Here is a 20,185-nt window from a genome sequence, read left to right as displayed (position 1 = left end):
GCGCTCTTAGATGCCTTGAGCTGTGCAGGTCGACTCCGGATCAGGAGCCGCGCACGCGCCCTCCGTGCAGGTCTGGCAGGCGGGGCAGTCGGAGTCGGCCGCGCAGGCGCTGCCGACGCATTCGAGCGAATCGACGTTGCAGGTCGATGAACCGCAATCCGCGTCCGACGCGCAGTAGACGGCGGCGGCCTGCGTCTTCTTGTCGGCTGCCCCCGTCTTGCGAGGCACCTTGGTGATGTACGTGTAGATCGCCTCGAGATCGTCCTGCGTCATGTTCTTGTAGAGCCGCCAGGGCATCGGATACGATACGGTCGGCTGTCCGGGATCATCGATGTGCTTGCCCTGGACCATGACGCCCACGAAGCTCTCGAGAGAACCCTTGTAGCCGTTGTCTTGACCGATCAGGTTCGAGCTCATTGCGCGCGAGAACCCGTAGGCGGGGCTCAGGTCGGCGATGTTGAAGACCCGGCCGCCCGTCAGGTAATTGGCGGTGTCGATCTTCCCCTCGATAACGCCGTCCGGAGGCGACGTCGGGTTCCCGTGGCAAGCGTTGCAGATACCGACGTTCACGAGGTAGCTCCCGCGATTGAAGGCGCGCTGCTCGTCCGCCGACAAGCCGGTGGGGGCAGCGAGCGGCTGGATCGCCTCGCCGTGCAGCGTGCCGTCGGGATCGGCGGTGTCGTCGGCCGGGAGGGGGCGCGTCACGTCACCGGCCTCGAACGAGGTCGGGTACGGGATCGGGGGGATCGAGTTCTTGACGTCCTGCTCGAAGCCCTTCGGGGGCTCGCTCGAGATCGGCGGCAACGCCTTGAGGAAGGCATAGATTGCCTTCAGGTCATTGACGGTCATCCAGCGATAGAATCGCCACGGCATGTTGAGCAGGATCCCGTCGGTCGAATGGTCCTTGCCGGTGCGCATCGACTCGATGAAATCGGCTTCGGTGAGCGACATTCCGGTCTTGGGATCGGGGGTCAGGTTCCTCGAAAGCACGTAGGTCCCGAAGAGCTCCTGCTGCGCTGCGGGGAAGAAGAAGGGTCCATTCCCTGCCAGGTAGTTCGCCGGGTCGGCGAAGTATGCCGCGTCCCACTTCGCGCCGACGGTGTATTTCACGTGGCAGAGATTGCAATAGGCCACCGCGTTCACGAGATAGCTGCCGTACCCTACCATCTCGATCTCGTCGCGGCTCAATCCGTCGGTCGACAGCTTGACCGGCGAGATATCGAAGCCGCGCTGCGACTTCTCGGAGAGCGCGGTCGCGTCGTCGCCGCCGTCCGCCGGGGAGCTCGAACAGCCGAACGCAGCCCCGATCGCCATGGCCATCGCGGCGACTCCTGCGACGGAGCGCGCGGCGATACGCGCTCCGCAAAAACCGCGTTGCTCATCACTACTCACGTCGCTGCCTCCTGGTTTCATGATCCTCTTGCGTGGAGACGCGTGTCGGGCGTACCCGTTCGCATCGGTGCGGCGATCTCCCACTCGGCGTGCCGGTCTTCGGCTCTTGCTGCCCCCTTGAGGCAGTCCGTGAAGCTCCAGCCCTGTTGGAAAGATGCCACGACCTGCGACGCGGGCGTCGTGCGAGAGCCGCAGCCCGAGTTCCAAGATGCGTGCCACGGCGCGCGGCCCGCTCCCGGATGACGCCTCCCGTCGCAGGAAAGGCGGCCTGCGGAGCGCTCGGCCCGGGGCTCGACGCTCCGTCGCGAGGCGCGAAGCAGGGCGCCCGACGGACTGCACAAAAAGCGCCGCACGGACTGTGCGTACAATCGGTTGGTGCGACGAAGCAGGGCGCCGCACGAACTGTACGCACAGTCCGCAGGTGCGGTCTGGCGGACTGCTCAAGGCGGGGGAGCGTCTGCCCCTGTCGGGCGCTGGGAGCGGCGTCCTGGCAAAGGCTGGCCGTCGCGCTCTGTCGCTCGAGCGCGAGGAGCTCCCCAGGTACAGCCTTGGGGAGCGGCGGTTCCCCGGCACAGGCCACGGGATCTCCGGCCGCCTCGGCGTCGAGGACGAGGTCGATCGCGCTGGGTTCACGCTCGATCGCGGGGGCAGGTTACGCTGGGGCACGCGAGAGGAGCCGTGGGTCTTCACCTTGGAGGGCGGAAGGAGCACGAACGCGCTGAAGCTCCACGATGCCTATCAGGTCGAGCGCGCGCGCTTCGACGGCATCCCCCTCGAGAGCGCGCGCCGGTCGCGTTCGCGGATGACCGCATGCGGCCACGGCGGATCGCTCAATGCACGCCGTGAGCGGGCATCGCCGTGCGATTCACCGGCTGCAGCGAGCATTCGATCATCTGGCGAACTCGGTTGACGACCTTCTCTCGCTCGTTGTCCACGAAGAAGTGTCCCCCTTCGACCAGCTCCACCCCGAAGGACCCGGCCGTATGAGCGCGCCACTCGCCGAGGTCGGCCTCGGTCGCCTGGTCGTCGTGCGTGCCAGCGAACGCCGTGATGGCACACTCGAGCGGCGCCTCGTCGGCGTGTATGTACGACTCGAGGAGCGAGAAATCCGCTCGGATGTTGGGGATGAGGGCGGCCATGAGCTCCGGCTCCGCGAGGATCTGGGGCGCGGTCCCGCCGCGCACGCGAAGCATGTGGGCGAGATCCGCGTCGGTCATCGCCGACACGGACGAGTCGCGGTATCGGATATGGGGCGCGATGCGTCCCGAAACGAAGAGGCGCGCCGGAAGCGGCGATCCTCGCCGGCGAAGCTCGCGCGCGCACAGAAAGGCGAGGAGGGCGCCCATGCTGTGCCCGAAGAGGAAATAGGGTACGTCGAGGAGCGGCGTGAGCTCCGGCGCCAGCGCCTCCACGAGCGGCTCGACCTGGGTGACGAGCACGCGGGGGTGCCACCTCGTCCCGTGGCCCGGGAGCTCGACGCCATACACCTCGATGTCGGACGGGAGGCCGCTGCTCCAGCGGGAGTAGATGCGTGCGGCGCCGCCGGCGTACGGAAAGCAGAACAGGCGAGCTCGGGGCGCTGCCGCTCGCTGATAGCTTGGCAGCCATACGCTGGTATGCGACGTCATGTGAGTACCTCGGCGTTCGAATTGGTTGTGATTCTCATCGAAGGGGGCCGGCGCGAGAGTCTCTTCGCTTGGTGCTCGGAGCTCGCGTCGCAGCTACCCGCCGCCGCCGCCGCTGCCCGAAGTCGCCGCGCTGGAGCTCGCGCCGCCTCCCGCCCCGCCCTCCCCGAGGCACTGCGGCAAAGACGCGCACTCCGCCTCGCATTCCGTGTCGCAGATGCACGCGTAGATAGGCTCGTAAGTTCCGGCTGCCTCCGGGTAGAGCGCGTCGCATTTGTCAAGACACTTCCCGAAATAGGCGTCCAGGGTGCATGCAACCGCGCATTTCCCCCACGGCGAGCACGTCGGGTCGCTCGCGATGCAGGGCCCGATGGCTTGCGCGCACGTGCTGTCGCTGAAGCACCCTTGGCAGGTGATGGTGGTCCCGCCCGACCCGGAGCTCTCGGCGGCGCTCGACGACGTCGCTGAGCCGGACGAGGCGCCGCCCGACCCCCCCGCGCTGCTGCTCGAGCTGTCGCTCGAGTCGGAGCCGCCGCACGCGACGAGCAAGGCAGCGCCGATCAGGCCGCACACGATGAAACAGAGACGAAGTTGCATAAGACGTTTTCCGGATGCCGTTGCCTCGAGGGCCCCTGCGCGGAGCGTCCGCGCTCGGTCGGGCCCGCGGATCACTCGCCCCGCTCGGTGTCCAAGCAAAGTCCAAGCAAACGGCGTGCCGCACCCGCCGACGATGGCGCGGCGGCCGACCGCGCGCCGAGGCGCGCCCGCCCGCACGGATTGTGCGCACAACCTGGGTTTACAGGTGGCGAGATCGCGCGACGGTCGAGTCTCCGCCCGCGACGATGTTGCTTCCCTGCGCGTGTACCCTCGCGGACGCCGCCCCGTTGCAAAGATCGGCGCATGCGGTCACGGATCCGGTGAAGCAGGGCCCTGCGTAGCGTGATGGCGCAGGACCACCATGAGGAGCTCCTCGTCCGAAAGGACGTGCGCCGTCGCCTTCGCCTTCGCGAGGATGCTGTCCACCAGCGCCTTCGAGCTCTCGATGTTCCGCTCCCGAAGCCAAGAGATCACATTGGACGCGCCCGACATGGGACCGACCAGGATCTCCTGCCTCCTGCCGAACATCCCCGCCGGCACGGCGGAGTAGATCCGATCGGCGAGCCACGCGTCGCCCTCCGCGCTCGCCTTCGCGATCGCTGCAGCATGGACGCCTGTTGCGGTTCGAAACGCGTCGCGCCCCACCACGGGATAGTTGATCGCGATGTCCCACCCCACGGCGGACGCGGCCGCCTCGCAGTATTCGATGATGCCCGTGAGGTCGCGGCCCTCCAGGAGACCGAAGAGCTTCATGTTCAAGAGGATGAGATCCATCGGGGTGTTGCCGACGCGCTCGCCGATCCCGAGGGCCGTCCCATGCACGCGGTCCACCCCGAACTGGAGCGCACATAGCGCGTTCTCGAGGGCGAGCCCTCGGTCGTTGTGCCCGTGCCAGTCGAGGCCGATCTCCGCGCCGGCGATTCGCCTCGCGAACGTGACGAGCTCGCGGACGCCCTCGGGCGTCGCGTGGCCGACGGTATCGCACAAGCAAATTCGGCGCGCGCCGTGGTCGATCGCCATCTTGAAGAGCGCGCTGAGCACCTGCGGCCGAGATCGCGTCGTGTCCTCCGTGACGAAGGCGACGGAGAGCCCCGCCGCGACGGCGAGGTCGATCGCAGCCGCGGATCGTTCGAGGATGAGATCGAGGTCCCACTCCTCGGCGAGCTGGCGAATCGGGCTCGAGCCGACGAACGTATAGACCTCCACGGGAATGCCTACGCGCTGGGAGATCTCGACCATGGGCTCGATGTCCGAGATCACCGTTCTGCCGGCGCACGCCACGCCGAGGGGGAGCTTGTTGTCTCGGATCTCGATGCACATCCGGAGGACGTCGTCGAAGGCCCGCTTCGAGCTGCCGGGCAGGCCGATATCGGCGACGTGAACGCCGATCCTGGACATCAGATGAAGGAGGTTGACCTTCGCTTCTATGTCGGGCTGCTTGACCGAGGGGCTCTGGAGCCCGTCTCTGAGGGTCTCGTCGAAGACCGTGACGTTCGCGGGGATCGACGCCTTCGCGCGGCCGATACCGTTCCAGTCATAAATGAGATCCAGGGAGTGAAGAGACGGCTCCGCGTGGCTCCTCGCGCCGGAGGCCGGTGTCGCGCGACTTGGGACGCACGGACCGCGATCCGCTCCGGCGAGCGCTCCAGGGCGCTGCGCGGTCTCCGGGCGATGCGGCCAGCGGTCGATGGTCACCGTCCCGGCGATCTCCAAAATGCGTGCCGGCCGCGGAGAGCTCCGCGGACGCTCGCCGAATCCGAGGCGCGTGCGGCGTCGTCGTCGCGGCGCGGCTTCGCGCGGCCCGCGTTCGCGCCGCAGGATGGAGCGCCTTGATGCCGGTGAGGCGGCGGCCCGGCCCGCCGCATCCGCCGCGCGGCGGCGGCGACTGTGCTTACAGTCTGTGCGCGCGACTTGTGCGAACGCTAGCTCCGCGAGGCGGATGAGCGCGCTGCGCGAGCTCCCGCCTCCAGCTGCGCAATCGCGGTCTCCGAGCGCTTCGCGATGGCCGAGCCGGCAAGGCGACGCGCGCGCCAGGGCAGGCTCGAACGCGCGGGAGCGATCGGCGACTATCTCGAGCCGACATGATCCACGGTCGCGGCACGGACGAGCCGCCAGGACCTGGACGTCGCGAGCGACGGCACGGAACTTGCGATCAACTTGCGATCAACGTACGACCAACGTGCGAATAACCCGCGGGATAAATGAAGTTGCGCGCTCGCCAGTCCACGGTCGAGAGGCGTCGCCCCATACCCGGTGCTAGCTCGCCCATAGTTGTTGGGCATCGCATTCTGTGGAGCAGACAATGACAACATCTCAGGTGATCCGCTCTTCAGAACATCCTCTGCAAACGGTCGGAACGCTGAAGGTCGGATTCAAGGAGTTTCTGAGCCCGGGTCGGTTCCTGAAGAGGCTGGGCGAGGAGTTCCAGTCGCACGACATCGTCTCCTTGCCGTTGCGCATCGTCCGCGACAAGCACGTATTCTTCTTGCGCCATCCGGACCATGTGGAGGCGATCTTCAACACGGAGCCGGCTGCCAGCACCAAGATCTTCCCGAAGCCGATGGACAGGATTGAGTTCATCATGGGGCAAGGAGGCTTCATCCACCGTGGGGGCGACGGCTGGCGGCGGAGTCGGAGGATGGTCCAACCATCGGTGAACCGCCGGTGCATCGCTCATTGCTCCGAGGCGGTCGCGGGCGCCGTCGAGCGGCTCTTCGCGCGATGGTCTCGGATCGCCGGCACGGGCCAGCCCGTGGACATCTGCCGCGAAATGCGACGGCTGGTCGTCGATGTGTCGATGGGCGGCCTGTTTTCGCACGAGCTCGGCGACCGCGAAGACGTCTGCGAGGACACGACCTTGGTGATGCGCGCCGTCAGCGACAACTTGCCGCTGTTGCTCCCGACGCCACGCAACCAGCGGTTTCGCCGGAGCGCCCGTCGCGTGCAGGCCCTCATGGATCAGCTCATCCGGGCGCGGCGTCGAGACACCTCGCCTCCGGAGGACGTCCTCACGACCCTCATACGGGCTCGGGACGCCGAGGGGCAGCCGTTCACCGACGTGGAAGTCCGCGACGAGATGGTTTCGATCTATCTGGGCGCGTTCGTGCTCGGGTCGGCCCTCACCTGGGTGTGGTACGCGCTGACGACGCACCCGGAGTACCAGCGGAGAGTGGCCGAAGAGGCCGCGTCCATCCTCCACGGGAGGCCACCGACGATGGACGACCTTCCATCGCTCAAGCTCTCCTCGATGGTGTTCCGGGAAGCCACTCGGCTGTACCCGCCGGGATGGGTGATGGCGCGGTTCAGCGAAGCCCCGTTCCAGCTTGGTGAGATAACATTCCCCGCCCGGACCATGCTCGTTACCCCCGCGTGGTTCACTCATCGTCATCCAGCCTTCTGGACGAAGCCGGAGACGTTCCTCCCCGAGCGATTCGACGACGAAGCCCAGAAAGGCATCCACAAGTTTGCCTACTATCCGTTCGCAGGGGGGCCGCGAAAATGTCTGGGCTTTCACCTGGCGCCGCTGCTCGGCCAGATGATCACCACGTCGATCGCACAGCGCTACGCGCTGCGGCTCGCCCCCGGAGCCCCACGGGACGTCGACTTCCACTTCGGCTTCGAACTCGAGCCGAAGCGCCCGTTGCTCATGACGATCGAGGCCCTGCGCGCCTCGGCGTGAGCGGGTCGCGTTCTGCTCCTCGAAAGGCCAGGAACAGCATGGAAGCTCCCAGATTGGATTCTGCGCGGGTCGAGTCAGACCAGGCTCGCCCTCCTGCCCACCGGTCCGGGGCCACGGACGCCAGGCCGTCGTCTTGGAGGCCTGCTGCGGGCGCGCTGCTCGGGGGCGTGATTCGGACGGTGATACGGCTCAACCGAAGCCTCCACCGGCTGGCGGACCTGGTCGTCCCACCCGAGGCATCGATGTTCGAGCGGTCCTTCGGGCTCGTGTCCACGCAGATGCTCGGCGCGATCGCGCGCTACGGCGTGGCGGATCTGCTCGAGCAGGGGCCTTTGACGGCGGCCGAGATCGCGGCGAAGACCAAGACCCACCCGGACGTCATGCATCGAACGCTGCGAGCCCTCGCGACGACGGGCGTGTTCGAGCTGCGCGCCGACGGGACGTTTCGCAACAACCGCCTCTCGCGCGTGCTCTGCACCAACAACACTGCAGGCAGGAGCGCGTGGTTCAAGTACTTCGCGTCGGGGGCGAACGTCGCGGCGTGGCGCGACTTCGAGCGGACGCTCGTCACTGGCGACATCTCGTTCGATCACGCCCACGGCGTCACGATGTGGGAGTGGCTCGATCGCCACCCGACCGAGCGGGAGACGTTCGCCAACGCGATGGTGGAGCTTACGACTGCAGCCGGGCCCATGCTGGCGGTGGTATACCCATTCGGCGAGATCCGGCGCATTTGCGACGTGGGAGGCGGCCGTGGCACGCTGCTCTCCGAGATCCTGGTGCGTCATCCAGATCTCCACGGCGTGCTCTATGATGGTCCAGGCGTGATCGCCTCTGCGCGCGATTTCCTCGCAGGCCGCGGCGTCCTCGACCGGGTCGAGACCATCGCCGGCAGCTTCTTCGACTCGGTGCCGGGGGGGTGCGACGCCTACTTGATGAAGCACATACTGCACGACTGGGACGACGCGCATTGTCGAAAGATCCTGGCGTCCTGTCGGCGCGCGATGGCGGTCGGAGCGCGGCTCCTCGTCATCGAGAGCATCACCGAGAGATTCCAGACGGACGGTCTCAGCCCGATCATGGATCTGCATATGTTGGTCGCTCTAGGCGGTCGGGAGCGCAGCCGCGAGGACTACGAGCACCTGCTCCGAGCCGAGGGTTTTGGGATCGAGCGCGTCTTCTCGTCACCCATCGGCGACGTCATCGAAGCGCGCGCGCGGTAGCGTCACTGCCTTGGATCGACCGCCTTCGGCCGACGCCTATCGAGGCTCGGCTCGTTCCCGTCCGGAGAGCAGCCGAGGGCACCGCTTTGCGAGGTCGACCGATCGTTCTTCGCTGCGAGTCGCGTGTCCAGGTCCGAGGCGTCGTGTCGAGGGCTCCGTTACGCAGGAGGTCGGCGAATGAATCAAGCAGTGGATCAGGTCCCCATCGGAAAGCTCCCGGCTCTCGGCGTCGTTCCGGAGAGGATGCATGCGTGGGTCATCCGGAGCGAGAGGCATGGAGCGCCGGCGCACGCCTTTCGAAAAGAGCTCGTCGAGGTTCCGACGCCGGGGCCGGGCGAAGTGCTCGTCAACGTGATGGCCGCCGGCATCAATTACAACGGGATCTGGGCGGCCTCGGGGAAGCCGGTCAGCGTCCTGGGCATTCACAAACACCCGTTTCACATCGCCGGGAGCGACGCTTCGGGTGTGGTCTGGAAGACGGGCCCCGGCGTCACGAAGTGCAAGGTGGGCGACGAGGTCGTCCTTCATTGCAACATGACGTGCGGTGAATGCGGGGTGTGCAACGGCTCCGATCCCATGATGTGTGAGGATCAGAAGATCTGGGGCTTCGAGACGCCGTACGGGAGCTTCGCGCAATTCACCCTCGCGCAGAGCCAGCAGGTCTTGCCGAAGCCGAAGGAGCTCACCTGGGAGGCCGCGGCGAGCTACGGGCTCGTTTGCTTCACGGCGTACCGGATGCTGGCCAATCGAGCGAAGGTCCAGCCAGGCGAGAACGTTCTCATCTGGGGGGCGTCGGGGGGGCTCGGCTGCTTCGCGGTGCAGATCACGAAGCTGCTCGGAGCGAACCCCATCGCGGTCGTGTCGAGCAAGCGCAAAGGCGAGCTGGCCATGGATCTCGGCGCGATCGGCTACATCGACCGCTCGGAGTTTTCTGGGCTCGCCTTCCGCCCGAACGAGACGCGGGAGGAGACGGCGACGCGATTGGAGCAGACGAAGCGGTTCGGCCGCGCGATCTGGGAGGTCATCGGCGAGAAGAAGTCTCCCGACGTCGTGTTCGAGCACGTCGGCCAGGAGACCTTCCCGACGAGTGTGTTTCTCGCGGGTCGGATGGGTCGGATCGTCATCTGCGGTGCGACGACCGGCTATCAGCTGAGCTTCGACGTGCGGCACCTCTGGATGCGGCAGAAGATGATCGTCGGCTCGCACTTCGCGCACGCCGGAGAATGCGAGCGGGCGAACGGCCTGATTCGGCGCGGAAGGATCCGTCCGGTGCTCACGGATCTCTATCCCTACGAGGGCATCCCCGACGCGCACCAGGCCATGGCGGAGAACCGCCACACCGGGACGCTCGCCTGTCTCGTCGGGGCTCCGCATGCCGGGCTGCGGACCTTGGAGGAGACGCTCGCGGTCGCTTCCGCCGACCCACGCGCGTCCACGGTGCGCCGCGAGGTGGTGCTCGCCAGCAAGAACTGACGGCGATCCGGTCCCGATCCGGCGATCGACGGCGTGCGCTTCGCCTGCGCGCCTCGAGGACGTGCGCGCCAGCTCGGGCAAGCCGGCGGCGAGACGCCTGGGACCCGATCTGTTGCTTCCAGGCCGCTGGGGGTCGGGGTCGCGGGGCACGTAGCGCCTACCTCTACGGCTCCGATGACGACGCCGAACCACGGGTTTCCACCGCTCTCGGTCCGGTCTTCTCACGTGACCCCGATGCCCACGGTCGATCGTGTTCGGCTACGCCGGGCGCACCTACGACGAGCGCAGCGTGCTGCTGCGACACCCCGACACGCCGTTTCCGGCCCACGAGCGCGTCGAGGTCGAGGTCGGAAAGACCCCCTACGCGCGCTTCGACCTCAACGACTACTCGGTCCCCCACGACCGGACGCGCCGCACGCTCGTGCTCCTCGCCGACCTCGACCAGGTGCGCATCGCCGACGGCAATGAGATCATCGCGACCCACGTCCGCTCGGCCAGCACGCCGCCCTCGTCGTCACGCCGCATTCCCTCGCCACCTACGACGCGCTGAAGAAGGACCCGACGCCATGACCGACCTGACGCCCACCGAGACCAAAGACCGCCTCAAGAGTCCTCGGCCGCGCTTGCGCGAAGGCTCGCCGCTACACGCTCCCCGCGCTTCTCTGCATCGACGAAGTCGGCTACCTCTCCTACGACAGCCGCTACGCCGACCTGCTTTTCGAGGTCGTCACCCGTCGCTACGACGCGCAGAAGCCGCTGCTGCTCAGCACGAACAAGGCATTCGCCGACTGGGGCCAGGTCTTCCCGCACGCCGCGTGCGTCGTCACGCTCGTCGACCGGCTCGTCCACCGCGCCGAGGTGATCGAGATCGAGGCCGAGAGCTACCGGCTCAAGGAAGCCAAGGAGCTGAGCGCCACCCGCACCAAGCAGCGGCGCAGCAAGAAGCACTGAGCAGCCTCTTCACCGGTGAACTTCACCGGCACCCAGCGTGCTCTTCACCGGCATCGGGTGCGGATTTCACCGGTGAACTTCACCGAATTCCCTCGGGTTGCCACGATCATCTACAACTCCTTCCCCTTGCGGGCGACGAAGTTCGGCTCCTTGTACGGCGGCAGCCCTTGGCTCTTGACAAAGTCGACGGCGCACTGCGTCATCTCGCCGACACCAGGGCGGCGGCCGCGTCTCCCGTGTCCACGGGTGTCCCACGGTGTCCCGGGTTGACCACCTGCGGAGCTAGCAAAAATGAAGCAATTACGCTGGTTTGCGTGCTGGCGCCGACCCGGACTCTCAATCCATTGGCTGAAGGTTCAAGTCCTTCATGGCCCACCAATGAAACATTGAGGATTTCGCGATCCTCATCGAGACCGAGCTGCTCCGCTGGACGAGTCGTGGACGAATCGTCCAAGCGGACGGACCAGCTCGGTCGGTGATCTAAAAGACGCCTCGCCGAAGCCGTCGCGTACCTGCTCGCCCCCGCGGGTGTAGCCCTCCGTCGTCGTGAACGACGTGTGGCCGCCCGGCTCTTGAGCTCGATCAGGTCGTCCCCGCGCACGGCCATCCAGGTGATCCCGTCGGGCGCAGGTCGTAGAACGTGATCGGCTTCCGCGTCCTGTCGCTCGCGAACAGGTCGGGCCGCGTAACGCCAGCACGCTCGATGTGCTCGCGGAGGCGCCGGGAGAGGTTCGTCACCTCCGGCATGTCCTCGACGGTGCGCCCCTTCCCGCCCGCTTGGGGCCGCTTCTCATGCTCGCAAAGATGCTTCTCGGCACTGGAAACAGTGCCTCTCGTGAACGATTGTACTGCCCCGTTGAGTTGACGGATGTAGCGTGAGATACGAGGCGCCTCACGATGACCATTGTCCCAGCAGCCAGGCCGGCTTGTCTCAGCAGCCGGGCCGCCCTGGCCGCGGGGCTGCCCTGCGCTTGCACAGGGTCAGCCCCGCTCAGTTCGCAAACAGGGGCATGGCGAGTGGCTATATCGGGTGGCGACAGTGGCGAGCCTCGCCAGGCGCATGCCGGGATATCGAGCCGGCGTGAACCTGCGCGCCGCGCGCCTCAGCTCCTCTTGACGGCGAAGCCGGCGAACGCCTGCATCACGGGCATCAGCTCCAGCCGGTTCACGTTGACGTGCTCCGGGAGCATGGCGCACCACACGACGGATTCGGCGATGTCCTCGGCCGAGAGCGGCTTCACGCCGCGGTACACGGCGGCGGCCTTCTCCTGGTCTCCCTTGAAGCGCACCACCGAGAACTCCGTCTCCGCCATGCCCGGCTCGATGTCCGTGACGCGCACCCGACTGCCGAGGATGTCGGAGCGCAGGTTCAGCGAGAACTGCGCGACGAACGCCTTGCACGCGCCGTAGACGTTGCTCCCGGGGTACGGCGTCTCCGCGGCGACCGAGCCGATGTTGATGATGTGCCCGCGGTCGCGCGCCACCATGCCGGGCAGCAGCGCCCGGGTGCAGTAAAGCAAGCCTTTGACGTTGGTGTCGATCATCTCCTCCCAGTCGTCCAGATTCGCCTGGTGCGCCGGCGACAGCCCGAGCGCGCCGCCTGCGTTGTTGACAAGCACCGTCACCTCGGAGAACTCGGGCGGGAGCTCGGCGATGGCCTTGTCGACAGCGCCGCGGTCGCGGACGTCCAGCCGGATCAGGTGGACCGCCGGCGCGCGCGCGCCAGCCGGGCCGGCGACGCGGCTGTCCGAGAGCTCCGCCGCGAGCGCCTCCAGGCGCTCGTAGCGGCGGGCGGCGAGGACCAGGCGCGCGCCCAGGCCGGCGAAGCGTCGGGCGATGGCGGCGCCGAAGCCGGAGGAGGCACCGGTGATGAAGACGATGGGAGGCTGAGCAGTCGTGGTGGCACTCATTGCGATGTCCTGGGCGGAGCTATATCAGCTGTGCGGGCGCCGAGCGACCTCCGGCGCCCTCGGGCCACGCGTCCAGGCCGACGGACATCGTCCTGGAACAGCGCGGTGGCGCTGTCGTGGATGCGCTCGTCTGTCCGCCATCCGCCGGTGCACATCCCACCTCGGCACGACGCTTGCTCAAATTGCCACGATGCGGCCGAGGGGCTGTGGCACCGGCCAGCCCGGACGCGACGCCCGGCGGGGACAGCGGGTCCGCGGTGAATCCGCCGTGAAGCAGAGAGGCGATCGAGGTGGCGATATGAAGCACGTTGACATGGGACGACGAATCGGCGGCCGGATAGGGCTCACGCTCGGTCTCCTCGCGAGCATGGCGCTCGCGGGCTGTGGGGGCCCGAGCGAGCAGACCATTCAGGGCACGCGGCTCGCGCCCGGCGCCGATGCGCACATCACCGCCGACATCGACTCTGACGCCGCGACCACACGGCTGCAGGTGAACGTCGTTCACCTCTCGCCGCCCGAGCGGATCGAGGCCGGCAGCACGCACTTCGTCGTCTGGCAGCGCCCGAGCTCCGAGTCCCCGTGGCGACGGGTCGGAGTGCTCGACTACAACGCTGACAACCGGAGAGGCAAGCTGACCGGGATGACCGTGCCGCACGCCGAGTTCGAGCTGCTCATCACTGTCGAGAAGCAGAGCAGCCCCCGATCCCCATCGTCTGCCGCCGTCATCGGGCCGACATCGGTCGGGTAGCCAGCAGCCCCGAGCCCCCTGCCTCGACAGCCTTCTACAGCAACCCTGCGCGCGCCTCCGGCCACAGCCAGCGACCCGATGTGAAGCACATCGATGTCGAGGCCAGGTCGAGCCAGAAGCGCGCGGGGCCATGACACGCGCGTGGAGAGGGAGAGGCCGCTCGCGGCCTCCTCTGCGAGGCCCGGGCTCAGCGCCGAAGCGCCGCCGCCGCGCGGCCCGAGACGGCCGATCCGCTCGTGACGATCGCCAACCCCAGCGCGAGCAGGGAGACGAGCGTGAGCACCAGGGGATGGATGCCGACCAGCGCGAGGATGCCGAGCACGACCGTTCCGGCGCCGACGAGCGACTGCAAGCCGGCGGCGGCCATCGCCGCCTGACGAGCGACGTGGGCGAGGTGCTGGTGCGCGCCGCGCACGTCGAGCGCGCCGAGGTCCGCGGTCGTACCGCCGCTGAGCAGCAGCGCGCCGCCAAAGACGATCACCGCGACCGACGTCAGCGCCCCGGGGGCGAGCCCGAGGAGCGCGAGGATGCCGAGCACGATGCCCGCCGCGCCGCAGACGAGCTCCGCGCCCATGCCGCCGCCGAGCTCGGCGCGCGTGTCCCACTCGACGGGCGCCGTGGTGCGCGCCAAGGCGCCGAAGCGCGAGGCGATCGCGCCCCCATGCGCGATCAGCCCGGCGCCGAAGACGATGGTGGCGATCGAGGTGAGCTCTCCCGGCATGAACCCCGTCAGCCCGAGGATGGCGAGGACGATCGTCCCCGCGCCGCACACCACCTCGGCGAGCGAGCCGCCGAGCACGATCCGCGGCGCCTCCCGCTCCTCCTCCGGCCTGCGTCGCGCGCCCGATATCGGCGCGATCGGGCTCTCGTGCTGTGTAAACCGTTCACGTTCCTCGGGTCCTGGCATCTGCATGATTCCCCCGTCGTGTGGCGTGGCCTCGCCGCGCCTACGCGCCTCCGGCTTGCACGTTCTGCGCCCCGCCGGAGGTCGTCGAGGCCATCCGGGTCCACGGGCTCATCGGTCTCTCGCCGCGTGTCGAACGGGCCGGAGCGCTGCCCGATCGCCGCGGCCGATGACAGCGAGGCGTCGCGTCACCATGCTCCCTCGCGGTCCTCGGGCAGCGCAGACCTCATGCACTGTCGAAAGGAGCAGCGGCGAACGCCAGGCGAGCGAGCAGGCGAGAGGCGCCGGCCGGCGGCCCGAACAGCCGCGCGGGAGCGCCCGTGAGCGAACGCTCGTCCGAGGTACATGCCCAGCGTCAGGAGGAGATATGAGCATGCTGCATCTCGAGCTCAGCGAGCGCGAAGCGGATGACACAAGGACGGCCCTCTCGACCCGGCTCGTGGGGATGCGAGACGAGCTGGTCCACACCGACGATCGAGCCTACCGGGCGGATCTGAGGGCGACGATCGAGCGGCTCGAGGTGGTGCTCGGCCGCCTCGAAGCGATCGTGGCGGCGCCGGCGGCGGCGCCGTAGCTGGTCATGCCCGTGCTCGTCGACGACGCGCACGCGCCGGGGCGGCCGGCGGCACGGTTCGTGGTTCACCGGGGGCATGGCAGAGCCCGCAGCGCAGCAGGGGGATGAACGCGGCGGGGAGCCCCTCTCGACGGTACGGATCGCCCTGATCGCGTCCGTCGCCGCGCTGGGAGGCTTCCTGTTCGGGTTCGACACCGCCGTGATCAACGGCGCCGTCGGCGCGCTGGAGAGGGTATTCACAGCGCACCCGGGGACCGTGGGCCTGTCCGTGTCCTCGGCGCTGCTCGGCGCGGCTGCCGGCGCGGTGCTCGCGGGCAGGCTGGCCGACCGTTACGGCCGGACGCGGACGATGATCGCGACCTCCCTGCTGTTCGTCGTCAGCGCGGCGGGCTCGGGGGCGGCGATCTCGCCCTGGGACTTCAGCGCGTGGAGGGTGCTCGGCGGCATCGCCATCGGCGCGGCCAGCGTCGTCGCTCCCGCCTACATCGCGGAGATCGCGCCGGCCCACCTGCGCGGCCGCCTCGGATCGCTCCAGCAGCTTGCGATCGTGCTCGGCATCTTCGTGGCCCTGCTCGGCGATTACGCCATCGCGACGTCCGCGGGCTCGGCGACGAGCCCGTTCTGGCTCGGGGCGCACGCCTGGCGATGGATGTTCTGGAGCGCCATCCCACCGGCGCTCCTCTACGGGCTCGGCGCGCTGCTGATCCCCGAGTCCCCGCGCCACCTCGTGGCGAGGGGGCGTGTGGACGAGGCGCTCGTCGTGCTCCGTGGCCTGCTCGGCGCGTCCGCCCGGACGAAGCTCGTCGAGATCCAGAGGACGATCTCGTCCGAGCGCCGGCCCAGGCTCGCGGATCTGCGCGGGCGCGCCGGGCTGCTCCGCATCGTCTGGATCGGCATCGGCCTCTCGGCGTTCCAGCAGCTCGTGGGCATCAACGTCATCTTCTATTACTCGAGCGTCCTCTGGCAGGCGGTCGGGTTCTCCGAGCGAAGCTCGCTCGCCATCACGGTCATCACCGGCGTCACGAACATCGTGACCACCCTCGTCGCCATCGCGACCGTCGACCGCGTCGGGCGCAGGCCGCTGCTCATCGCGGGATCCATCGGCATGACGCTGACGCTCGGCGCCATGGCGGCCGTGTTCGGCGCCGCGGGCGAGGACGTCGCGGGCAACCCCGTCCTGACGGGCGCCGCCGGCCCCGCCGCGCTGCTCGCCGCCAACCTGTATGTCTTCTGCTTCGGGGCGTCCTGGGGCCCGGTGACCTGGGTCCTGCTCGGCGAGATGTTCGAGAACCGCATCCGCGCCCTCGCCCTCTCGATCGCGGCCGCCGCGCAATGGGTGGCGAACTTCCTCGTGAGCGCGACCTTCCCGCCGCTCAAGGCGGCCGGCCTGGGCATCGCCTACGGGCTCTACACCGCCGCCGCGGCGGCCTCGCTCGTGTTCGTCGTCGCGTTCATCCCCGAGACGAAGGGCAAGGAGCTCGAGGAGATGTGATGTGCGCCCGCGCGGCGAGAGGAGATGTGTATCAGCGAGGCGCGGCTGTCTCGAGCGCGTCAGCGGGCGGCGAACTCCCGCTCGTGGATGGATCGCACCTTCTCCAGCACCCTCGGGCCATGCTCCCGGAACGGAAGATCCCTCGCGCGGTCCTTCTTCAGATGGACGCCTGAGAGGTCCCGGTTCGCGCCGAACGCCGCCTCGTAGAGCCGAGAAGCCCCCTGGCTCGGGGGCGGGAACAGGAACCTCATCAGCGGCTCCACGTAGAACGGCAGCCCCGACCGCTTTCCCTTCCTCAGCGTGTTGTTGGGCCCAGGATCCACGCTCCGGATCTTGATCCCGTCCCCCGCGAGCAGCGGCGCCACCTCACGCGTCCAGAGGGAGAGCGCGAGCTTGGAGGTCGCGTAAGGGCCGAAGAGCTGCTTGAACGATGCCGGGCGCTCCAGGGCTTCCGGGTCGAAGCGCCTCGTCATCTCGAACGCATTGGAGGACGTGTTCACGACCGTCTTCAAGTCCCCCTTCCGCAGCAGCCCTCTGAGCTCCATCGCGATGACGTACGGCACCACCGTCTGGAGCTCGAAGTGCAGCTCGCGGCCTTGCCTGGAGAAGGTCAGCTCCGGGGCGCTGCCGCCAGCGTTGTTGAACAGCACGTCGATCTTCTCTTCGCTCGCCTTGATCGCGTCGAGCGCCCGCCTGAGGCCCTCGAAATCGGACAGATCCGCCTTGTGGACACGGAGCCTCCGGCGCTCGACGCTCTCCTGGATCAGCGGATCGTCCTCGGGGAACCCCGAGCGGTTCAGCGCGATGACCTGAAAGCCCTCCGACAGCAGACGACGCGTGAGCTCGAGCCCGATACCGTGGTTTGCGCCCGTGATGAGCGCGACCTTGTCGTGTTCCATGATCTGAATATGCTACTCGGTGGCATTTGTCAAGGAGGGGCACCAGGCCGTCGCGATCCCTCCTGACGGCTGTCTCGAGCGGCACGGCGGCGCGTCAGGTCCGCGCCTCGTCGCTACGGCAGCGGCAGCGTGAACTGGAAGGTCGTCTTCCCGGGTGCGCTCTCCGCCCAGATCCGCCCCCCGTGGGCCTCGACGAGCCCTCGCACGATGTAGAGCCCGAGGCCCAGCCCGGCGGCGCCTCCGGCCTTCGCGTCGCGCGTCCGGTAATAGCGGGTGAAGAGCCTCGGAAGCTCGTCCGGCGCGATGCCCTTCCCCTCGTTCTCGACCACCACGAGCACCTCGCCGCTCCGCCGTTCCACGGCGATCCTGATCGGCGTCTCGGGCGCGCCGTACTTGGCCGCGTTGGAGAGCAGGTTGGTGAGCACCTGCTCCAGGCGCCCGGGATCGGCCAGGAGCGGCGGGACCCCGTCCGGCACCTCGACGTCGACCCGATGTCCCCTCGTCGCGTCCGCCGTCCGCTCCACCGTCGCCCGGATGAGCGCCGGGAGATCGACCTCGACGCGCCGGAGATCCAGCCGGCGCGACTCGAGGCGGGAGACGTCGAGCAGATCGTCGATCATCCGGTTGAGCTGCCTCGCGCTGGCCAGGATGTGCTGCGCCTTGTCGCTGGACTGCGATTGCTTCGAGAGCACGGCGGCCTTGAGGACGATCGTGGTGATCGGTTGACGCAGGTCATGGGCGATGATGCTTGTCCACTCCTCGCGCATCCGCGCGAGCTCCTTCAACGGGCTGATGTCCTCGGCGGCGACGATGGCCCCGGTGATCTTCCCCGCGCCGTCGCGGAGCGGCGCGGCGGCGACGAGGAATGTCCGGCACGAGCCGTCCGCCGTGGCGACGATGAGCTCCTCCCCGGTGAGCGTCTCGCCGCGCATCGCCCGGCTCGACGGCAGCTCCTCCAGCGTCAAGGCGGCGCCGTCCGGGCGCCGCACGCGACCGACGCACTGACTCCGCGCCTCGGCGCCCCCCGTGAGATCTTGCCCGTGCGGGTTGGCGATCAGGCGCTCTGGGCCGCTTCGATCGATGAGCAGGAGCGGGATGGGCGCGCTGTCGAAGACCGTTTGCAGCGTCCTCCGCTCGGCGTCCAGCTGCGCGAGCAGGCGTTCGCGCTCCTCCTCGGCCTGCTTGCGCGCCGTCACGTCCTCCACCTGGGCGATGTAGTGAATGGGCTCGCCGTCCGCCCCGTGCACGACGGATACGTGCAGGATGACGGGGATGACCCTCCCATCCCTGTGGATATAACGTTTGGCGAGCTGATAGCGCGGGATCTCGCCGCGCCTGAGCTGCTCGACCAGGCCGACGTCGGCGTCCACGTCGTCGGCGTGGGTGATGTCCTGGAAGCGGAGCTTCGAGAGCTCTTCCGCCGAGTAGCCCACGATCTCGCAGTAGGCGCGGTTGACGCGGATGAACCCCCCGCCGAGCCCGACGATGGCCATGCCGATGGGCGCGTTCTCGAAGGTGAGCCGGAAGTCCTCCTCGCTCTCGCGGAGCGACTGCTCCATCTGCCGGCGCTCGGTGATGTCGCGCCCCTCGGGGATGAGCATCACGACCCTGCCACGGTCGTCGGTGATGGGCTTGATGGAGAAATCGATGAAGCGCCGCCCGGTCGCTCCGTTCACGTAGATCTCGTCTCGCACGAGCCGGCCCGCCGCGGCCTCGGCGACGGCGGCGCGGACGTGCTCCCTGTGCTCGGGGCTCCACCCCGACAGCTCCCAGAACGGACGGCCGATCGTCTCTGCCTCCGTGGCCCTGCAGAACTCGAGAGCGGTGCGGTTGTTCTCCAGGACGATGCCCTCCGGCGAGAGCAGGCCGATGAACTGGAGGGCCCCGTCGAAGATCGCCCGAAAGCGCTGCTCTCTCTCCCGGAGCGCCCTCTCCAGGTGACTCGTGCGTCGGAGCTCCTGGGCCATGCGGTCCGAGGTCCGTACGCTCCCCTCGCGCGCGAGGGCGCTGTCCAGGCCGATCGCGAAGAGCGCGGCGAGCGCGCCGAGATCGACATCGGCGTAGGGGCAAGGGCGGGGCAGGCAGAACGAGAGGACGCCGAGGCAGCGATCGCGGACGCGGAGGGGCATCGAGACCGCGCTCTGTGCGTCGGTCCGCGCGCAGAGCGCTCGCGTCATGGACGGACCCGCATCGAGCGAGCGCGCGTCGCTCATCACCTGAACGCGACCCGAGCTCGCCGCCCATTCATCGAGCAGCGGCGCGCCCCGCGCCACCCGCGCGAGGCAGAGACGGATGTCGGCGGGCACGTGGCGGTGGGAATGCAGCCCGAGCTCGCCTGTGTCCTCGGAGGTCAGGAGCAGGTAGGCAGCGCGAGCGCCGAGCTCCATCGCCTGGTCGAGCAGGAGCCCGGCGAGCTCGTCGAGATCGGCCACGCGCGCGATGCGGGGCGCCGCGCGCGCCATGAGCTCGCCCGGCGCCGGGTAAACCTCGCGGCGAGCGCATGGGCCGAGAGAGGCCGTGCAGGCGACCTCCTCGTCGCGGCCGATCGACGCCTCGATCTCTTCTGCCGATAACGTGGCCCCCACCTGAATCGACCGATTGTTGCACGGGAGTCGCGCCGCCTGAAGGGTCGACGCGATCCGGTCCCTCGGCATGGCTTCCTCGGATGCCGATCTGTTCCTGCTCGCCAGGGAGAGGAGCGCCGGCGCGCGCCCTCCC

General features: G+C 68.5%; 16 protein-coding genes and 1 pseudogene. 8 read left to right on the top strand and 9 right to left on the bottom strand.

The window, feature by feature from the left end; translation table 11 throughout:
- Positions 1–6: 6 nt before the first annotated feature.
- The 4 genes from WMF45_RS44705 to WMF45_RS44690 all read right to left on the bottom strand — a co-directional run bounded on the left by WMF45_RS44705 (position 7) and on the right by WMF45_RS44690 (position 5,309).
- Complete coding sequence (locus WMF45_RS44705; protein WP_437712860.1) at positions 7–1,320, bottom strand: cytochrome C; 1,314 nt, start codon at positions 1,318–1,320, stop codon at positions 7–9.
- 902 nt (positions 1,321–2,222) lie between these two features.
- The gene (locus WMF45_RS44700; RefSeq protein WP_437712858.1) at positions 2,223–3,020 is read right to left on the bottom strand and encodes a thioesterase II family protein; all 798 of its coding nucleotides are present in this window, start codon (positions 3,018–3,020) and stop codon (positions 2,223–2,225) included.
- Between the two features lie 93 nt (positions 3,021–3,113).
- Positions 3,114–3,614, bottom strand: a complete 501-nt coding sequence (locus WMF45_RS44695) for a hypothetical protein (protein WP_437712856.1) — start codon at positions 3,612–3,614, stop codon at positions 3,114–3,116.
- Positions 3,615–3,923: 309 nt separating this feature from the next.
- Positions 3,924–5,309: a LeuA family protein gene (locus WMF45_RS44690; protein WP_437712854.1), complete on the bottom strand. Its 1,386-nt coding sequence runs from the start codon at positions 5,307–5,309 to the stop codon at positions 3,924–3,926.
- 595 nt (positions 5,310–5,904) lie between these two features.
- Here WMF45_RS44690 and WMF45_RS44685 point away from each other — a divergent pair.
- The 5 genes and pseudogenes from WMF45_RS44685 to WMF45_RS44665 form a co-directional block, all read left to right on the top strand.
- Positions 5,905–7,293 (top strand): cytochrome P450, encoded by a 1,389-nt coding sequence (locus tag WMF45_RS44685; RefSeq protein WP_437712852.1) that lies wholly within the window; start codon positions 5,905–5,907, stop codon positions 7,291–7,293.
- 242 nt (positions 7,294–7,535) lie between these two features.
- A complete protein-coding gene (locus WMF45_RS44680) occupies positions 7,536–8,516 on the top strand; it encodes a methyltransferase (RefSeq protein WP_437712850.1) in 981 nt (326 codons plus the stop codon).
- A 177-nt stretch (positions 8,517–8,693) separates the two neighbouring features.
- Positions 8,694–9,989 carry a crotonyl-CoA carboxylase/reductase gene (gene ccrA, locus WMF45_RS44675; RefSeq protein WP_437712848.1) on the top strand — a complete coding sequence of 432 codons (1,296 nt, stop codon included), beginning with the start codon at positions 8,694–8,696 and terminating at the stop codon, positions 9,987–9,989.
- A 250-nt stretch (positions 9,990–10,239) separates the two neighbouring features.
- Positions 10,240–10,539, top strand: coding sequence for a Mu transposase domain-containing protein (locus tag WMF45_RS44670; protein WP_437712847.1), 300 nt, complete (start codon positions 10,240–10,242; stop codon positions 10,537–10,539).
- A 116-nt stretch (positions 10,540–10,655) separates the two neighbouring features.
- Positions 10,656–10,832: pseudogene (locus WMF45_RS44665) on the top strand (ATP-binding protein); the annotation flags it as partial.
- 690 nt (positions 10,833–11,522) lie between these two features.
- On the opposite strand, the gene WMF45_RS44660 reads toward WMF45_RS44665, so the two are convergent.
- Together WMF45_RS44660 and WMF45_RS44655 are read right to left on the bottom strand one after the other, a co-directional pair.
- On the bottom strand, positions 11,523–11,678 hold the full coding sequence (locus WMF45_RS44660) for a hypothetical protein (RefSeq protein WP_437712845.1): 156 nt from the start codon (positions 11,676–11,678) through the stop codon (positions 11,523–11,525).
- Between the two features lie 365 nt (positions 11,679–12,043).
- Complete coding sequence (locus WMF45_RS44655; RefSeq protein ID WP_437712843.1) at positions 12,044–12,850, bottom strand: SDR family oxidoreductase; 807 nt, start codon at positions 12,848–12,850, stop codon at positions 12,044–12,046.
- Between the two features lie 313 nt (positions 12,851–13,163).
- Between WMF45_RS44655 and WMF45_RS44650 the strand changes: the two genes are divergently transcribed.
- Positions 13,164–13,598, top strand: a complete 435-nt coding sequence (locus WMF45_RS44650) for a hypothetical protein (RefSeq protein WP_437712841.1) — start codon at positions 13,164–13,166, stop codon at positions 13,596–13,598.
- Between the two features lie 187 nt (positions 13,599–13,785).
- Here WMF45_RS44650 and WMF45_RS44645 read toward each other — a convergent pair whose 3' ends face one another.
- On the bottom strand, positions 13,786–14,511 hold the full coding sequence (locus tag WMF45_RS44645; RefSeq protein WP_437712839.1) for a hypothetical protein: 726 nt from the start codon (positions 14,509–14,511) through the stop codon (positions 13,786–13,788).
- Between the two features lie 358 nt (positions 14,512–14,869).
- Here WMF45_RS44645 and WMF45_RS44640 point away from each other — a divergent pair, with 358 nt between their 5' ends.
- Together WMF45_RS44640 and WMF45_RS44635 are read left to right on the top strand one after the other, a co-directional pair.
- Positions 14,870–15,076: a hypothetical protein gene (locus WMF45_RS44640; RefSeq protein WP_437712837.1), complete on the top strand. Its 207-nt coding sequence runs from the start codon at positions 14,870–14,872 to the stop codon at positions 15,074–15,076.
- Positions 15,077–15,152: 76 nt separating this feature from the next.
- On the top strand, positions 15,153–16,568 hold the full coding sequence (locus tag WMF45_RS44635; RefSeq protein ID WP_437712835.1) for a sugar porter family MFS transporter: 1,416 nt from the start codon (positions 15,153–15,155) through the stop codon (positions 16,566–16,568).
- A 59-nt stretch (positions 16,569–16,627) separates the two neighbouring features.
- Here WMF45_RS44635 and WMF45_RS44630 read toward each other — a convergent pair whose 3' ends face one another.
- A complete protein-coding gene (locus WMF45_RS44630) occupies positions 16,628–17,467 on the bottom strand; it encodes an SDR family NAD(P)-dependent oxidoreductase (protein ID WP_437712834.1) in 840 nt (279 codons plus the stop codon).
- Between the two features lie 113 nt (positions 17,468–17,580).
- Entirely contained in the window at positions 17,581–20,121 is a 2,541-nt protein-coding gene (locus tag WMF45_RS44625; protein WP_437712832.1) for a PAS domain S-box protein, read from the bottom strand.
- Positions 20,122–20,185: the final 64 nt, after the last annotated feature.

Origin of the sequence: Sorangium sp. So ce448, assembly GCF_051520915.1 — a bacterium.
Taxonomy (GTDB): domain Bacteria; phylum Myxococcota_A; class Polyangia; order Polyangiales; family Polyangiaceae; genus Sorangium; species Sorangium cellulosum_B.
This window is presented reverse-complemented; position numbering and strand designations above follow the sequence as displayed.

Bases quoted from the DNA above. Each gene is read 5' to 3' on its own strand.
- WMF45_RS44705 (WP_437712860.1), bottom strand. From the start codon at position 1,320: ATGGCCATGGCGATCGGGGCTGCGTTCGGCTGTTCGAGCTCCCCGGCG.
- WMF45_RS44700 (WP_437712858.1), bottom strand. From the start codon at position 3,020: ATGACGTCGCATACCAGCGTATGGCTGCCAAGCTATCAGCGAGCGGCA.
- WMF45_RS44695 (WP_437712856.1), bottom strand. From the start codon at position 3,614: ATGCAACTTCGTCTCTGTTTCATCGTGTGCGGCCTGATCGGCGCTGCC.
- WMF45_RS44680 (WP_437712850.1), top strand. From the start codon at position 7,536: ATGTTCGAGCGGTCCTTCGGGCTCGTGTCCACGCAGATGCTCGGCGCG.
- ccrA (WP_437712848.1), top strand. From the start codon at position 8,694: ATGAATCAAGCAGTGGATCAGGTCCCCATCGGAAAGCTCCCGGCTCTC.
- WMF45_RS44655 (WP_437712843.1), bottom strand. From the start codon at position 12,850: ATGAGTGCCACCACGACTGCTCAGCCTCCCATCGTCTTCATCACCGGT.
- WMF45_RS44650 (WP_437712841.1), top strand. From the start codon at position 13,164: ATGGGACGACGAATCGGCGGCCGGATAGGGCTCACGCTCGGTCTCCTC.
- WMF45_RS44645 (WP_437712839.1), bottom strand. From the start codon at position 14,511: ATGCAGATGCCAGGACCCGAGGAACGTGAACGGTTTACACAGCACGAG.
- WMF45_RS44640 (WP_437712837.1), top strand. From the start codon at position 14,870: ATGAGCATGCTGCATCTCGAGCTCAGCGAGCGCGAAGCGGATGACACA.
- WMF45_RS44635 (WP_437712835.1), top strand. From the start codon at position 15,153: ATGGCAGAGCCCGCAGCGCAGCAGGGGGATGAACGCGGCGGGGAGCCC.
- WMF45_RS44630 (WP_437712834.1), bottom strand. From the start codon at position 17,467: ATGGAACACGACAAGGTCGCGCTCATCACGGGCGCAAACCACGGTATC.
- WMF45_RS44625 (WP_437712832.1), bottom strand. From the start codon at position 20,121: ATGCCGAGGGACCGGATCGCGTCGACCCTTCAGGCGGCGCGACTCCCG.